Below are 14,900 nucleotides of genomic sequence, written 5' to 3'. Positions count from 1 at the left end.
CGATATTGGGAGCACTCACATATTCGCTGGTCCGGGCATGGAGCCGGGCCGCCACCGGAGTCCGGTCACGGCCCGGCGGGGCTCAACGCAGCGTCACCGTGGTGGGCAGCGAGGCGAAACCGCGATTGTTGGAGGAGTGGATCCGCACCAGATTGTCGGTATCGATCTCGTAGTCGGCGACCGCGGCCACGATCTCCTGCAACGCCACCCGCATCTCCAGCTGCGCCAGGTTCATGCCGAGGCAGTGGTGGCGGCCCGCGCCGAAAGCCAGCGACGCGCCGGTGTCGCGGTCGAGATCGAAGACGTCGGGGTTCTCGAAGACGGTCTCGTCGCGATGGGCCGCCCCGGTCAGCAGCAGGATCCGCGACTGCGCGGGGATCTCGACCCCGTGCAGTTCGACCGGGACCGTGGTGGTGCGCAGCTGGCCCTGGGTGGCCGGGTCGTAGCGCATCGACTCGGCGATCCAGTCGTCGACGCGGCCGTCGAAGGCGGCGCGGCGCTGGTCCGGATGCAGCGCGGCGGTGTGCCAGGCGTTGCCCAGCGACAGCATCACCGTCTCGATGCCCGCGCCGATCAGCAGGATCAGCACGCCGACGATCTCCTCCGGCGTCAGCCGGTCGTCGCCGTCGGCCGCGTCGAGCAGACCGGAGAGCAGGTCGTCGCCGCGCTCCCGGCTCTTCGCGATGGTCAGCTCGGTGTAGTACCCGATGAGCGCGCCGATCGCCTGCACGGCCTCCGGGCGCAGATCGGTCGACTCCGCGTCGGTGTACATGATCTCCATGCCGAGCTTGCGCAGCAGTTCCCGATCCTGTTCGGGCACACCGACCAGCTCGGCGATCACGTCGGTCGGGAAGGGGCCGGCGAAGTCGGCGATCAGGTCGAAGCTGCCGCGTTCCAGCAGCGGCGCCAGCGTGCGCCGGGCGATCTCGCGCAGCCGCGACTCCATGGTCTGCACCCGGCGCTGGGTGAACGCGCGCACCACCAGCTCCCGCATCCGGGTGTGCTTGGGCGGGTCCATGGCCACGAAGGAGAAGAACTGCTCGGCCTGCGGGCCCCAGAACGCCGGCTCCATCCGCAGCCCGTTGGCACTGGAGAAACGGTCCGAGTCGCGCAGCGCCGCCTTCACGTCGGCGTGCCGCGACAGCGCCCAGAAGTCGTCGGTGTCGTTGCGGTAGACGGGGGCTTCGGTGCGCAACCTGGCATAGTACGGATACGGATCGGCATGGACAGCGAAGTCGTAGGGGCTGAACTGCAGGGGCATGGCCGTGCCTTTCGCGGCGGCGGGACAAGCCAACGCCACCACCGGTCTCGAGTCGTCGGGCTGACAGGGACGACCGTAGTCGAGAGAAAGGAAGTGCGCCGTGGACTTCGAAGCGGCTGCTGACCGTGTGGATGTCACCAAGCCACACCCGGCCCGCCGGTACGACTACTGGCTGGGCGGCAGTGCCCACTTCGAAGCGGATCGCAAGTCGGCCGACGCGGTCGCCGCGGCGTTCCCGTCGATTCATTTCGCCGTCCTGGAGAACCGCAGTTTCCTGCGCCGCGCCATCCCGTACCTGGTCGACACCGCGGGCATCCGCCAGTTCCTCGACATCGGCACCGGGCTCCCGACGGCGGGCAACGTGCACGAGATCGCCCAGGACCGCGCGCCGGAATCGCGCGTGGTCTACGTCGACAACGACCCGATCGTGCTCTATCACGCCCGCGACCTGCTCGACAGCTCCCCCGAGGGCGCCACGGCCTACATCGACGCCGACCTGCGCGAGCCCGCCTCGATCCTGGAACACCCCGCGCTGCGCGGCACCCTCGATCTCGACCGGCCCGTCGCCCTCATGCTCTGCGCGGTCCTGCATTTCCTCCCCGACGAGATGCACCCCTACGACGTGGTCGCCGAGCTGTGCGCCGCCCTGCCCCCTGGCAGCTACCTCACCATGACCCACGCCACCGACGACCATCTCTCCGCCGAGGACCTCGAGGCCATCGTGGCCGCCAACGAACGCAGCGGTGTCCCCTTCCGACTACGCTCCACCGCCGAATTCACCCGCTTCTTCGAGGGCCTGGACCTCGTCTCCCCCGGCATCACCTCGGTCATCGACTGGCGTCCCACCACCTGGCGCCCCCACCCCCGCAAGGAAGCCGTCTCCATGCTCTGCGGCGTAGCCCGCATCCCCTGATTCCCCGCAGCCCGAAGCACCCGACGGCCACATCACCAGCACCCTCGTAAACCCTTCCGTCCCAAGAGGAATGGCGATCCCACTCTGTCCAGGGGCGGCAATGTGCCGGTCGCCACGACCACCGTAACGGCGGAACTCGAGTGGGGATCCGCGGCACCCGAGTGGCACCGTGCGCATCGAGGAGCCGGCCACAGGCCGCGCCAGGATCGAGCTGACGCTCGGGGCGATCGAGCCGGCTGTCGACCGGATCGTGATCACCGGCTCGGTGGATACCGGCGCCTTCCCCGACGTCCCCGATCTTCAGCTGACCGTCCGTGACCCGGAACGCGCGCCGATCACCGTGGAGCTGTCCGGACTGGAACCTGTCTCCGCCATCGTCTTCGGTGAGTTCTATCGGCGCGGCGGAGGATGGAAATTCCGCAATGTCGCCCAGGGATGGAGCAGCGGATTGCGCGGTCTCGCCGAGGAATTCGGCGTCAGCGTGGACGACGACCCCGTTCCGGCGGCAGCGGCCGAGACACCGTCGGCCGCACCGGCACATCGTGCGGGCGCACCCGCGGCCCGGCCCGCCGACTGGTACGCCGACGCGACCGATCCCGCGCTGCTGCGCTGGTGGGACGGGGAACGCTGGTCGGGCGACACCTCCCCCGTCGTTCCCGCCGCGTCCGGGCTGTGCGGACGCTGCGCCCGCCCGCTGCGCACACACCATTTCGGTGGCGTCGCGCCTTGTCGCTGGTGCGAGACCGACGTCCACGGATTCCTGCGGAGCTGGCACGATCAGGCGTGGCAGGTACTCACCACCGACGGCCCGCAGGGGCATGCCTGGGAGGGCCTGTGGACCGCCCTGCGCTACCAACGCATCGATCTCACGACCGGCCGGGCAGTCATGCGGCCCCTCGCGGTGGCCTTTCTCGAACGCGTGGTGGCGTTCGCCTTTGCCGACGACGAGATCGAGCAGGACGAACTCGACAATTTCCACCGTTTCTCGTCGATTCTGCAGGCGGCGGCCGATCTCGGTCCCGCAGCCGCGCACATCATGAAGCTGCGGGAGCGGATGGAGCGTGGGCGGGCGCTCACCCGGGTTCGCGGTGGTGACCTGCCGCGGGAATCGCGAAGCAACCTGCACCTCGAGCCGGACGAGATTCTCTACCTCGACGTCGAGGCGACGCAGATCAAGTACCTGGCCAGTGGTCCTCGCCGCACGCCGGGGCGGCTGATCGGCAGCAGCAAGAAGCTGCGGTTCGTCGGGTCTGGTACGGGCGCCGAACTCCAGTGGGCGAAGGTCGTCTCCGTGGCATGCGAGTACGAGACCGTCGTCGTCTCGGCCACCACAGCGCGCGGCGGTGGCAGCTACGGCGTACGGGACGCCGAATATGTGGCCGCGGTACTCGAAGGGGCGCTGCGCGTCGCCAAGCGGCTGGTCCTCGCCCCCGGTCAGCGCGATACCCGCTCGATTCCGCAACATGTGAAAGCCGAGGTCTGGCAACGTGACGGCGGTCGATGCTGCCAGTGCGACGATGCGCACTACCTCGAGTTCGATCACATCATCCCGATCAGCCAGGGCGGGGCGACCAGCGCCGCCAACCTTCAGATCCTCTGTCGGCGATGCAATCTCGAGAAGGGCGCTCGAATCTAAGGGGCGTTCGCCGCGGACTGGACGCGCTCGAGGCGGGCGGGGACGTGTTTGTGCCACGGGGTGCCTGCGAAGGCGTCTTTGTGGGTGGTGCTGGTGAGTTCGTTGGGGGCGATGCCGGTGGTGGTGGTGCCGTCGGGGTGGGGGAAGTCGAGGCCGTGGCCGTTGGGGAGGGCGATGTTGCCGGGGCGCATCATGTCGCTGATCTCGACGGTGACGGTCGCGGCGCCGGTCGCGGTGACCAGGCGAGCCGGGTCCCCGTCGGACAGGCCCGCCGTCGCGGCGTCGGCGGCGCTGACGCGCAGGTGGCCCTCGCGGTCACGGCGGCGCCAGTCGGGATTGCGGAAGATGGTGTTCGCGGTGAAGGAGCGGCGTTCGCCCGCCGCCAGGACAAGCGGGAATTCCGGCGTGGTCCACTGCGTCCGGGCCGTGGGAAGGGCACGGACCTCGGCGAGCAGCGTGTCGACGTCGAGGGTGAAGCGGCGGTCCGCGCGCTTGACGTACTGCCACACGTCGTCCCAGGTGTCGTCGGTGAACACCACCCCCGTCGGCGACGCCACGATGGCGTCGAACAGCTTGTTGCCCGGGGTCAGCCCGCGCCCGGTGAAGCCGGCGCGCCCCACCGCCTTCGGGTTCGACAGCGCGCACAGCTGACTGACACCCCACAGCACCGCCGCGCCGCGCACGGCGGGATCCAGTGTGGCGCCGAGGGTTTCGTACAGCAGGAACGGCACGACCTTCGCCAGGCCGGGATCGGCGGCCACCGTCGCGAGGAAGGTCGCGCCGAAGGTGTCCCGCCCGGTCTCGGCCGCGCGCCGCAACCGGGTGATCGTCGCGTCGTCGACGACCCGCAGCCTGCGCAGCAGCCGCGCGTAGATCTCCGGCTCGGACAGCGTGCCCTGCAACGGCTCGAGCAGCGGCTTACGCAGGTGGAAGACATTGCGGGGGAACTCGAAATTGAAGAACGTGGCCTCGGGCTTCTCGAACTGGCTCGCCGCGGGCAGCACGTAGTCGGCTTGGCGCGCGGTCTCGGTGAAGGCCACGTCGATCACCACCGACAACTCGGTGGCGCGCATGGCGTCACGGAACCGCCCCGAGTCCGGCAGTGAGTGCGCGGGATTGGAGGAGTCGATCCACAAGGCGCGGAAGCGGTTCGGATGATCGGTGAGGATCTCGTCGGCGATGGAGTTGCAGGGTACGAGCCCGCCGATGATCTTCGCCCCGGTGACCGGCGTGACCCGGTTACCGCCCCCACCCCCGCCTCCGCCGAGCAGCCCGCCCGCCAGCGGCACCACCGCGTCGAGCAGCGCGGAGGCGCCCGCTTCGACACCGGGGCGCAGCGCGTCCACCCGGGCCAGCGCGGGCAGCGCGGCGCCCACGGTCGCCGCCGCCGCGGTGACGGTGCGGGCGAGCACCCGCTTGCGCAGCCGGGCCGCCCCGCTCGACCGTCGGCGCGGAGCACCGGATCCACCGCCCGACCCACCGGCCAGCAGCGCGAACGACGAGTGCAGGAACATCGTCCCCGGCCGCCCGAAATTGCCGGTCACGATCCACAGCAGCTTGTTCAGGTACGAGACCAGCGTGGAGTTGGGCGCCTGCTGGATGCCGAGGTCCTCGTACACGCACACGCTCGCGGCGGCGGCGATCCGCCGGGCGGCGGCCCTGATCCGGTCCACGTCGACGCCGCTGATGGTGGCGAAGGCGGGAATGTCGATGTCGCGGAACGCGGTCCGCACTTCGTCGTAGCCCGCGGTGTGCGCGGTGAGGAACTCGGCGTCGACCAGATCCTCCTGGATGATCACCGCGACCAGCGCGGCCATCAGCCAGGCATCGCGACCGGGCGCGACCTGCAGGTGGAAATCGGCCATGGCCGCGGTCTCGCTGACCCGCGGGTCGATCACCACCATCGACCGCGCCGGATCGGCCGCGACCTCCTTGAGCACCGGCCGGGCGCGCGGGAAACTGTGCGACTGCCACGGGTTCTTGCCGACGAACACCAGCACCTCGGCATGCTCGAAATCGCCCTTGGTGTGCCCACCGTAGAGGCGCCCGTCCACCCAGATCTCGCCGGTCTTCTCCTGCGCCAGCGCGTTCGAGTGATACACCGATCCGAGCGCGCCGCGCAGCGCGAGCGCGTTGGCCGAGCCCAGGTGGTTGCCCTGTCCGCCGCCGCCGTAGAAGAAGATCGACTCGCCACCGTGCGCGGCGCGCAGCGCGACCAGCCGCGCGGTGATCTCGTCGAGCGCTGTGTCCCAGTCGATTTCGCGGTAGGTGCCGTCGGGCTGCCGCTTCAGCGGGCTGGTGAGGCGGTGGGGCCCGTTCTGGTAGAGGTCGAGGCGCATGGCCTTCTCGCAGGTGTATCCCGCCGACGCCGGATGCGATTTGTCGCCACGGATCTTGGCGAAGCGGCGCCCGTCGAGCTCGACGGTGATGCCGCAGTTGCACTCACACAGGACACACGCGGTCGCCTTCGGCTGCGTTTCCACCATGGGACATCCTTCGCCGCGGTGGCGACCTCGCCGCCACACCGAGTAGTATGCTAGGCAACATAGCATAATGGTGGCCGCCTACGATGACTGTTGCCAGTCACCGAAACCCGAAGGAGTGCACGCGCCGTGGGAGCCCGCACCAACACCCGGCAGAAGATGCTCTACAGCGCGGTGGAACTCCTGCGCGAGCGGGGCGCCGCGGGGGTGACGGTGGATGCCGTCCTGGCCCGCAGCGGGGCGCCGCGCGGATCGGTCTATCACCACTTCCCCGGCGGGCGGGCGCAGATCATGACCGAGTCGCTCACCTTGGCCGGCGACGCGATCGGCGCCATCATCGACGAGGCGGCCACCCAGGGCCCGGACCGGGCGATCCAGCGCATCGGCGAGTTCTGGACCGCGATCCTGCACGACTCCGATTTCGACGCGGGCTGCCCGGTGGTCTCGGTGGCGGTGGGCGGCGCCCCCGACGACCGGCATCTGCAACCCGGCATCGCGGAGATCTTCGACCGCTGGCGGCAGGCACTCACCACCACGCTCACCGCCGAGGGCGTCGAGCCCGCGCGCGCGGGGCGGCTGGCCACGATGGCGATCGCGTCGGTGGAGGGCGCGGTCATCCTGTGCCGGGTGCAGCGGACCACCCGGCCGCTCGACGACGTCATCGCCGAACTGGCGACCCTGCTCGGCACCGCGACCGCACGCTAGGCCGCAATCACCCGCGGTGGTGGCGGCTCTCGTACGCGCGACGCTCGGCCTCGGCGCGCTCGCGCTCGGCCGCGTCGGCCAGTTCCGGATCGAATCCGTGGCTCACCAGGCGATGCCGCCGGTACACGTAGACCAGCGCGACGGTGAAGTAGATCAGCGGGATGTAGAGCAGCGCGATCATCGACAGCCCCATCCACAGCGGCCCGGGGACCAGCAGGAACAGGCACAGCACCGGGAGCACGGGCAGCAGGAAGCGCATGAGGTAGCGGCGGGTGGCGCCGGGGCCGGTCAGGTCGGCCAGGACCCAGTCGCGCATCGACGGCGGCAGGGTGCCGCCGGTGACGTAGCGGATGCGCTGCCAGAGGTTGGGGGTGGTGGCGGTCATGCGAGCTCCCTCGTCTGCGATGCGCGTCGCGCGGCCGCGTTGACCCGGCCGAGGACGTCGCGTAGTTCTTCCAGGTCGGCCAGGCTCACCCCGAGACGCGAAACCACCGCGGGCGGGATCTTCTCGGCCTCGGCGCGCAGCGCGCGCCCGGCCGGCGTCAGGTCGATGTGCAGGGTGCGCTCGTCGTGCGGGTCGCGGCGGCGCGTGATCAGGCCGGCCGATTCGAGCCGTTTGAGCAGCGGCGACAGTGTCGCCGAGTCCAGCTGGATCGCCTCGGCGACCGCTTTCACCGACATCGGCGCCTCCCCCCACAGCGCCAGCATCACCAGGTATTGCGGATGCGTGAGCCCGAGGGGTTCGAGCAGCGGGCGGTAGACCGCCAGCACCGAGCGGTTGGCCACCGCCAGGGCGAAACACACCTGCCGATCCAGCCGCAGCGGGTCGTCGAGTTCCTGCACGTCCACACCGTCCCTTCGTCCGCACACCATTAAACCACTAATAGTTAGTGCGTTAACTATTAGTGGCGTCACAGTCGCGGCGCGGGCGGTCAGTCCTCGTCGACGAGCGGCTCCCCGGCGGCGGCCCGGCGCACCTTCTCGCGGCCGTTCTCCTCCTCGGTGCGACCCCGCCGCCAGTAGCCGGTGAAGGTGATCGCGCGCTTGTCGACACCCCGGTCGCGCACGAGATGCCTGCGGGTCAACTTCACCAGCTCGGCTTCGCCGGAGATCCAGGAATACGGTGCGCCGCTGGGGAATTCGGCCGCGCAGACGGCCTCGACCACCGCCTCGCCATGCGGACGCGGGCCGCGGTGCACCCAGTGGATCCGCACGTCGGTGCCGGTCGCGAAGTGCTGCTCGTCCGCAGGTCCGGCGACCTCGAGGAACACGCGCGCGGGAACGGCGGGATCGAGGCGCTCGAGGATGGCCCCGATCGCCGGGATCGCGGTCTCGTCGCCCACGAGCAACTGCCAGGCCGTGTCCGGCCGCGGTGCGTAGAGCGACCGTGGTGGGCAGAGCAGGCCGATCTCGTCGCCGGGCGCGGCGGTCGAGGCCCAGTCGGACGCGGGGCCCGCGTGATCGGGATGCAGCGCGAAATCGATGTCCAGTTCGCCGAGCTCGGGCCGTCGCGCCCGGATGGTGTAGGTGCGCATCGGCGGCCGGACGTCGTCGGGCATGGCCAGATACCGCTGGTACCAGCTCATGACGTCGGCGTCGGCCGCGGGCGCAGGCGGCACGTCGGGGCGCCGTTTGCCCGGCAGCGGGAAGAACAGCTTCGTGTATTGGTCAGGGCCCGCGTCGGCGAACGCGGCGGGGTCGGGGCAGGTGAGGGTGATCCGGACCATCCGGGACGTCAACCGCACGGCGCGGCTGACCCGCAGCGGCGCGTAGGCCATGGTCGGGCGTTGCACAGTCGGGCTTGCCATTAGGCAAGGCTAACCTATCCGATCGGCCGGGTCAGCTGTCGACGGCGAGACCGGCGATGAGCTGCTCGATCACGGCGCGCACGGCGGCCATGTCGGCGACGTCGTCGTCGGAATTCGCCAGGAACTGCGCGGCCTCGTCGAGCGCGCCGACGACGATCAGCGCGAGCGGCCGCACCGGCTGGGTCCGCACCCGTCCCGCGGCCATCGCGCCGGACAGGGCGTTCTCGACCAGGCCGATGGTGTGGCGCAGTTCGATCTCGCGCCACCGGCTCCAGCCCAGCACCGCGGGCGCGTCCAGCAGGGCGATCCGGCGCACCTCGGGCGCGGTCGAGGCCTGCAACCAGGCCAGGCAGCCGACGATCAGGCTCGCGATCGGGTCCGCGGCCCTGGCCGCACCCACCGCGCTCGCGATCACCTGCACCAGGTCGCGCTCCAGATCCTCGAAGACCGCCTCGAACAGGTCGCGCTTCTCGCTGAACTGGTGATAGAGCGCGCCCCGGCTGACCCCGGCCGCCTCGGCCACCGCGATGGTGCTCACCGCGCCGTATCCGTTGCGCCCGAACAACTCCCGACCGGCGCGGATCACCGCGGCCCGGGTCGAGGCCGAGCGTTCGGCTTGGGTGCGGCGATCAGGATTCATACCGACTGCGAAGTCTAGGGCAGGACCGGCCCCGCTTCCGCCGAGGGCCGTTCGGCCCTTGACCGCGCCACCGCGACCGAGGAACATACAGTCATCCTGTTTGTATCTACGAAGGGCTGCAGGCCATGTCCGATGCCACCAAGGATCTGTTCGAGCGCTATCACGCCTGCTGGGCCGATCGCGACCCCGACCGGATCGCCGCCCTGCACACTCCCGATTCGGTCTTCCACCTGCACTCCGGCGGCGCGCCCGCGCACGGGCCCGCCGAGATCCGCACCGCCGCGGCGGAAACCTTCGCCCTGGTCCCGGATCTGACCTTCACGCTGGTGAACCTGCGCGTCGGCGAGGACTTCTGGGTGGTGCAGTGGACCCTGTCGGGCACCTCGGTCACCGGCGGCGCCGTGGCTGTCGACATCGCCGACGTGGTGTTCGTCGAGAACGGCGCGGTCAAGGCGAAGCACACCTATGTGGACGGGGTGGCGATGCAGGCGGCGCTGACCGCGCCCGCGGTCACCGGCTGAGCGCCGGACGCGCTCAGTCCAGGCAGAACTCGTTGCCCTCGGGGTCGGCCAGCACCAGGAAACCCAGGCTCATCGGCGGTTCGGGTTCGAAGCGGCGCAGCCGGGTGGCGCCGAGGGCGACCAGCCGCGCGCACTCGGCCTCGAGTGCCGCCATCCGCTCCTCCCCCGCCAGCCCGGGCGCGGCCCGCACGTCGAGGTGGACCCGGTTCTTGACCACCTTGTCCTCGGGTACCTGCTGGAAGAACACCCGGGGGCCGTGGCCGTCGGGGTCTTCGATGGCCGAGCGGGTGTTGCGCTGATCCGCGGGCACGCCGACCCGGGCGAGGAACTCGTCCCAGGCGGCCAGCGGATCGGCGCCCGCGGGCAGTTCCACGCCCGGCGGGCCGGGGTGGACGTAGCCGAGGACGTCGCGCCAGAAGGTCGACAGGGCGCGGGGGTCGTGCGCGTCGAAGGTGATCTGGACGTGGCGGCTCATCGTGGACGTCCTCTCGCGTGGTCGATCGCGGACAGGATGGCGGTGGTCACGGTCTCGGGCGCCTCCACCATCACGAGGTGCCCCGCGTCCTCGACGATGATGGCACGCACCGGGTGCAGGGTCTGGTCCAGCGTGGCGCCCGCCCGGGCCGACAGCACCCGGTTGCGGCCGCCCCAGACGGTGGTGATCGGCGGGAAGTCCGGCGGCGGCACGAAGCTGTCCAGCTCGGCCAGACGCGGGATCTGGCGGGAGATCGCGGCGGTCACCATCAGCCTGCGGCGTTCGGTCCAGCGGGTGCGCAGGTCCGCGACGACGTCCCGGGTGTGCGCGCCGCCCGCCCCGAGTTGTTCGGTGACGATGAGACCGGCCAGCGGGCCGGGGATCCGCACCGCCGACAGCAGCGAGTCGATGCGCAGGTGCCTGCCCAGCTGCGCGGCCCAGCCGGTCCGGGTCGGGCGCAGCGTGTTCGGGGTGAGCGGACTGCTGAGCACCAGCGAGCGCACGAGCTCGGGGTGGGCGCGGGCGAACAGCAGTGACAGCGCGCTGCCGAAACAGTGCCCGACCAGGGTCACCTCGCGCAGGTCCAGTTCCTGGAACACCGTCTCGACCATGGCGAGATAGTTCTCCAGGGTGTAGCCGTCGTCGGGGGCGTCGGAGTCGCCGTAGCCGATGAGGTCGATCGCGACGACGCGGTGCGCGTGCCGCAGGTCGTCGACCTGGTTGCGCCAGATGGACCGGTCGCCGCCGAGGTTGTGCAGGAAGACGACCGGTGGGCCCGAGCCCGCCTCGTCGTAGGCGATCGCGGTGCCGCGAAAATCCAGCTGTCGCATCGTCGGATGCCTCCTTCTCGGCCGGGGCCTCGTCGCCCGTGACCGCACCACACCGTTGTGGTACAGCCACGGTATCCGACGGCCGCGACGGCTCACGCGCGTTCCGGCATGGCGGTCGTCGCGACCGCCAGGATCAGGGCGACCACCGCGACGGCCGCCATCATGGTGATGCTGCCGCCGAGGGTGTGCGATGCGAAGAACGCCGTGGTCAGCACGGTCAGGCCGACCGCGTTGCCGACCTGTTCGACGGTCGGCAGCACCCCGGAGGCCTCGGCCATCCGGTCCCCGTCGAGCCCGGCGAGCATGAGGGGCTGCAACTGGACCCCGAACAGGCCGACCCCGAACCCCGCGAGGAACACCGGGCCCACGGTCAGCCACGGGTTCACCGCGCCCGCGGTGAGGGTCAGGTAGATCGCGCCGGCCGCCATACAGCCGCCGTAGAGCGCGATGCCGGCCGCCATGGCACGGACACCCCAGCGCGCCACCAGGATCAGCGAACTCGCGGCGCCGGTGCCGGCGCCGAGCGCGAACAGCGTCATCACCAGCCCGGTGACCAGCGGCGAGTAGCCGAGCACGTCCTGCAGGGTGACGGAGGCGGCGAAGACGAAGGCGGTGAACAGCCCGAAGAACGCCCCGACCAGCACCGCACCGAGCCGGAAGCCGGGGTCGGCGAACAGGTCCAGGCGCAGCAGCGGATCGGTGCCGCGCCGCGCGCGTGCGCGCTGCTGGACCACGAACAGCGCCGTCACCGCGAGTCCGGCGCAGGCGCAGACGATCAACTCGGCGCGCCAGCCGCGCTGCTGGATCTCGGTGAGCGCGGCGATCAGCGCGAACAGCCCGCAGGCCGAGAGAGCCGCGCCGCCGAGGTCCAGGCGTTGGCGCCGTTCGGGTTTCGGCGCCGCGAGGAAGCGCCAGGCCAGCGCGAACGCGACCGCCCCGACAGGCAGATTGATCAGGAACACCGACCGCCAACCCCAGCCACCGAGGTCCAGGGTGAGCAGGACACCGCCCACGATCGGGCCGAGCATCCCCGCGAATCCGGCGACCGCGCCGTAGAGCGCGAACACCAGCGGATGCCGCCCACGCGGGAAACTCGCGGTCAGGATGGCGATCGTCTGCGCGGCCATGCCCGCGCCCGCGGCGCCCTGGACGACCCGGGCCAGCACCAGTTCGGTGGCGCTTCCGGCGAGGCCGCACCACACCGAGGCGGCGGTGAAGGCCAGCACCGAGGCCAGGAACATCGTCCGCCTGCCGACCATCGCGCCGATGCGCGCCGCGGTGAGCAGCGTGCAGGCGAAGGCGAGCGAGTACGCCGAGATCACCAGCAGCTGCGCCGACCGCGAGGCGCGCAGGTCGGCGGTCAGCTCCGGCAGCGCGGTGTTGACGATGGTCACGTCGATCATCTGCAGGAACACCGCCAGCGCGCAGGCCGCGAACGACACCCACGCGGCGAGGTCGGCCCGGACCGCGGTGACGACGCTCGCGACGGCGGCGGGCGCGTCGACCCGGCTCACGGCCGCAGCTCCAGCACCGCGCGCTGCGCGGTGAGCGAGAGCTGGGTCGGGAAGCTCAGCCGCACCAGCCGGTGCGGGGCCGCCTCCTCGAAGTGCGCGACGAACGGCGGCAGCACCGTGCCGATCACCTTGTCCAGCAACGCGTTCACCTGTCCGAACCCGGGCCGCAACCGCACCTGCCAGCACGGCACCGCGCCGGTGGCCAGCTCGACCGTCGTCCGCTTCTCCACCCGCGCGACCAGCGGCCAGCACACCGAGAACGCCAGCCATACCTCGATCGTCTCGGTGAGGCCCTCGGCGAAGGCCAGACCGCGCAGCAGCGTCAGCCCGCCGGCGACGGGCATCACGTCGGCGGGGAACGGCCCGGGCACGCCGCCGAACGGCAGGTGCACGGTGTCGACGAAGTTCGCCTCCTCCCGCGAGACCACGGTCGTGCCCGAGCGGGTCTCGGCCCGGTACCGCTCGGCCCGCAACCGCCCGCCGACGCGGCCGAAGCGCTGCTCGATGGTGAGGGTCAGCGGCGGGTGGCCGGACCCGGGCCTGGCCTCCAGCAGGGTGCGGTAGCCGCCCTTCTCCCGGGTGACCACGTGGGTCAGTTCGATGCCGTGCGGCTGCCCGGCCAGGCCGACGGTGTAGACCGATTTCTCGCCGTCGGGAATGAACGGATCACGAAAGACGGTGTGCACGAAGACTCCTCGGGTCAGCAGGGGTGCGCGGCGATGGCGGCGAACATCGCCGCCACCGTGGTGAGATAGCGCTCCACCGAGGCGTGCGCGACGGCGGTGCCGGGATAGATGACGCTCAGCGAGGTGCCCGAGGGCAGGCGGTTGATCCAGATGAGGACCTCCTCGGAGGCGGCCCGGTTGGCGAAGACACCGGCGCCGACCTCGTCGAAGAGTTCGTGGCCGAGGAAGTCGCGGGCGTCGACGAACGAGATCATCGGTGTCACCCACCCGGGTTCGGCCTTGATCTCGGAGTCCGCGGGTAGCAGCTCGAGCACCCGGTGAAACGAGGTGGGCGCCAGGCGGAGCCCGTTCTCGTAGGCACGCTGGGCCAGGGTCAGCACCCGCGGGATCGTCGTTCGGGCGCCGAGCGGGAACGCCACGGGCACCAGCGTGACGTACCAGCCGACCGACACCGCCTCCGCCGCCGTGGTTCTCGTGCTGATCGGCGTCATGCCGAAGTAGTAGTCGGCCCCGGTGAGTTCGCGTTCGGCCAGCGCCGCCGCGGCGAAGGCGCCCCCGGCGAATTCGGCGCCGTAGGCCCGGCAGACCTGTTCGAACCGATCACCGGCCTCGGGATCGAGCAGGGTGATGCCGCGGTGCGCGCTGCGGTGGTAGCCGTCGGTGCGCCTGCCGAGGTCGAGCGGGAACGCCGGGAGCCGGTTGTCGTTGCCGCGCACCAGTTCCAGCCACTTGCGCACGCCGGGCGAGGTGAGGGTGAGCCGATCGCTGTGCGCGCGTTCGGCGACGCAGTAGTCCAGGTAGCTCGCGGCCCGTGGCGGCGGCTCCGCCTCACCCCACAACTCGGCGGCGTAGAGCTGGGCGAAGTCCGAGGCGGACAGGTACTGGCCGAGTCCGTCGGTGTGCAGGTGGTCGACGGCGAGGTAGACGGTGGTCGCGTCGCCGTGCTCGATCGCGCCGAAGGTGAAGCAGTCCCACTGGAACGGGCCGGGCGTGGTCTTCTCGACATGGCTGCGGATGGCGGCCGGGTCGTCGACGCGGCCGTAGTCGATCGGCGCGAACTCCACCGCGTCGGCCGGGACCAGGTGCCTGCGCACGGTGCCGTCGGGTCCGATGGCGAACCAGGTGCGAAAGGTGTCGTGGCGCAGCAGGAATGCCGTGATCACCCGGGTCATGGTGTCGCGGTCCAGGTTCGCGGCCGGGATGCGCGCGGTGACCAGGCACAGGCCCGAGAAGCGGAAGTCCGCGCCGGAGTGCCGGTCCGCCTGCCGCAGGTACTGCTCCTGTTGCAGCGACGGCGGGGCCGGATGGACCGGCGCCGCCGCCGCGCGCGCCAGCGAGTGCGGGGTGGCGACCCAGGTCACCAGTCTGCCCGGTGCGGGCTCCCATTCGTCGATCAGTCCGAAGTCGACCACAGCGTCACCCCGTCGT

At 71.0% G+C, this 14,900-nt stretch carries 15 protein-coding genes; 4 read left to right on the top strand and 11 right to left on the bottom strand.

Features of this window, described 5'->3' with window-relative positions:
* Positions 1–82: 82 nt before the first annotated feature.
* Positions 83–1,261, bottom strand: coding sequence for a cytochrome P450 (locus EL493_RS15835; RefSeq protein WP_019046607.1), 1,179 nt, complete (start codon positions 1,259–1,261; stop codon positions 83–85).
* Positions 1,262–1,361: 100 nt separating this feature from the next.
* Here EL493_RS15835 and EL493_RS15830 point away from each other — a divergent pair, with 100 nt between their 5' ends.
* Together EL493_RS15830 and EL493_RS15825 are read left to right on the top strand one after the other, a co-directional pair.
* A complete protein-coding gene (locus EL493_RS15830; RefSeq protein WP_022565755.1) occupies positions 1,362–2,174 on the top strand; it encodes an SAM-dependent methyltransferase in 813 nt (270 codons plus the stop codon).
* Between the two features lie 169 nt (positions 2,175–2,343).
* On the top strand, positions 2,344–3,810 hold the full coding sequence (locus EL493_RS15825) for a TerD family protein (RefSeq protein ID WP_019046605.1): 1,467 nt from the start codon (positions 2,344–2,346) through the stop codon (positions 3,808–3,810).
* Here the strand turns inward: EL493_RS15825 and EL493_RS15820 are convergent.
* A complete protein-coding gene (locus EL493_RS15820; protein ID WP_019046604.1) occupies positions 3,807–6,296 on the bottom strand; it encodes a molybdopterin-dependent oxidoreductase in 2,490 nt (829 codons plus the stop codon). The genes EL493_RS15825 and EL493_RS15820 overlap by 4 nt on opposite strands.
* A 126-nt stretch (positions 6,297–6,422) precedes the next feature.
* Between EL493_RS15820 and EL493_RS15815 the strand changes: the two genes are divergently transcribed.
* Positions 6,423–6,998 (top strand): TetR/AcrR family transcriptional regulator, encoded by a 576-nt coding sequence (locus tag EL493_RS15815; protein ID WP_019046603.1) that lies wholly within the window; start codon positions 6,423–6,425, stop codon positions 6,996–6,998.
* A gap of 7 nt (positions 6,999–7,005) precedes the next feature.
* On the opposite strand, the gene EL493_RS15810 is transcribed toward EL493_RS15815, so the two are convergent.
* The 4 genes from EL493_RS15810 to EL493_RS33560 are packed head-to-tail and all read right to left on the bottom strand — an operon-like array spanning position 7,006 to position 9,446.
* Positions 7,006–7,383, bottom strand: a complete 378-nt coding sequence (locus tag EL493_RS15810) for a DUF5313 family protein (RefSeq protein WP_019046602.1) — start codon at positions 7,381–7,383, stop codon at positions 7,006–7,008.
* Positions 7,380–7,871, bottom strand: coding sequence for a MarR family winged helix-turn-helix transcriptional regulator (locus EL493_RS15805; RefSeq protein ID WP_051719554.1), 492 nt, complete (start codon positions 7,869–7,871; stop codon positions 7,380–7,382). Before EL493_RS15805 ends, EL493_RS15810 begins: the two co-directional genes overlap by 4 nt.
* Positions 7,872–7,930: 59 nt before the next feature.
* Positions 7,931–8,806, bottom strand: a complete 876-nt coding sequence (locus EL493_RS15800) for a siderophore-interacting protein (RefSeq protein ID WP_030203153.1) — start codon at positions 8,804–8,806, stop codon at positions 7,931–7,933.
* Between the two features lie 31 nt (positions 8,807–8,837).
* Positions 8,838–9,446 (bottom strand): TetR/AcrR family transcriptional regulator, encoded by a 609-nt coding sequence (locus EL493_RS33560; RefSeq protein WP_019046599.1) that lies wholly within the window; start codon positions 9,444–9,446, stop codon positions 8,838–8,840.
* Between the two features lie 125 nt (positions 9,447–9,571).
* Here EL493_RS33560 and EL493_RS15790 point away from each other — a divergent pair, with 125 nt between their 5' ends.
* On the top strand, positions 9,572–9,967 hold the full coding sequence (locus EL493_RS15790; RefSeq protein WP_019046598.1) for a nuclear transport factor 2 family protein: 396 nt from the start codon (positions 9,572–9,574) through the stop codon (positions 9,965–9,967).
* A gap of 13 nt (positions 9,968–9,980) precedes the next feature.
* On the opposite strand, the gene EL493_RS15785 is transcribed toward EL493_RS15790, so the two are convergent.
* From EL493_RS15785 to EL493_RS15765, 5 genes are all read right to left on the bottom strand, one after another.
* Positions 9,981–10,442: a VOC family protein gene (locus EL493_RS15785; protein ID WP_030203157.1), complete on the bottom strand. Its 462-nt coding sequence runs from the start codon at positions 10,440–10,442 to the stop codon at positions 9,981–9,983.
* Positions 10,439–11,272 carry an alpha/beta fold hydrolase gene (locus EL493_RS15780; protein WP_019046596.1) on the bottom strand — a complete coding sequence of 278 codons (834 nt, stop codon included), beginning with the start codon at positions 11,270–11,272 and terminating at the stop codon, positions 10,439–10,441. Before EL493_RS15780 ends, EL493_RS15785 begins: the two co-directional genes overlap by 4 nt.
* Before the next feature lie 92 nt (positions 11,273–11,364).
* Entirely contained in the window at positions 11,365–12,786 is a 1,422-nt protein-coding gene (locus EL493_RS15775; RefSeq protein ID WP_019046595.1) for an MFS transporter, read from the bottom strand.
* A complete protein-coding gene (locus EL493_RS15770) occupies positions 12,783–13,472 on the bottom strand; it encodes a DUF3108 domain-containing protein (RefSeq protein ID WP_019046594.1) in 690 nt (229 codons plus the stop codon). Before EL493_RS15770 ends, EL493_RS15775 begins: the two co-directional genes overlap by 4 nt.
* A 14-nt stretch (positions 13,473–13,486) precedes the next feature.
* Positions 13,487–14,884: a condensation domain-containing protein gene (locus EL493_RS15765; RefSeq protein WP_019046593.1), complete on the bottom strand. Its 1,398-nt coding sequence runs from the start codon at positions 14,882–14,884 to the stop codon at positions 13,487–13,489.
* Between the last annotated feature and the right edge of the window lie 16 nt (positions 14,885–14,900).

It is taken from the genome of Nocardia asteroides (genome assembly GCF_900637185.1).
Taxonomy (GTDB): Bacteria; Actinomycetota; Actinomycetes; order Mycobacteriales; family Mycobacteriaceae; genus Nocardia; species Nocardia asteroides.
This window is presented reverse-complemented; position numbering and strand designations above follow the sequence as displayed.

Excerpts from the sequence above, each read along its gene's own strand:
- EL493_RS15835 (WP_019046607.1), bottom strand. The coding sequence starts at position 1,261 with ATGCCCCTGCAGTTCAGCCCCTACGACTTCGCTGTCCATGCCGATCCG.
- EL493_RS15810 (WP_019046602.1), bottom strand. The coding sequence starts at position 7,383 with ATGACCGCCACCACCCCCAACCTCTGGCAGCGCATCCGCTACGTCACC.
- EL493_RS15800 (WP_030203153.1), bottom strand. The coding sequence starts at position 8,806 with ATGGCAAGCCCGACTGTGCAACGCCCGACCATGGCCTACGCGCCGCTG.
- EL493_RS33560 (WP_019046599.1), bottom strand. The coding sequence starts at position 9,446 with ATGAATCCTGATCGCCGCACCCAAGCCGAACGCTCGGCCTCGACCCGG.
- EL493_RS15780 (WP_019046596.1), bottom strand. The coding sequence starts at position 11,272 with ATGCGACAGCTGGATTTTCGCGGCACCGCGATCGCCTACGACGAGGCG.
- EL493_RS15805 (WP_051719554.1), bottom strand. The coding sequence starts at position 7,871 with ATGGTGTGCGGACGAAGGGACGGTGTGGACGTGCAGGAACTCGACGAC.
- EL493_RS15785 (WP_030203157.1), bottom strand. The coding sequence starts at position 10,442 with ATGAGCCGCCACGTCCAGATCACCTTCGACGCGCACGACCCCCGCGCC.
- EL493_RS15790 (WP_019046598.1), top strand. The coding sequence starts at position 9,572 with ATGTCCGATGCCACCAAGGATCTGTTCGAGCGCTATCACGCCTGCTGG.
- EL493_RS15820 (WP_019046604.1), bottom strand. The coding sequence starts at position 6,296 with ATGGTGGAAACGCAGCCGAAGGCGACCGCGTGTGTCCTGTGTGAGTGC.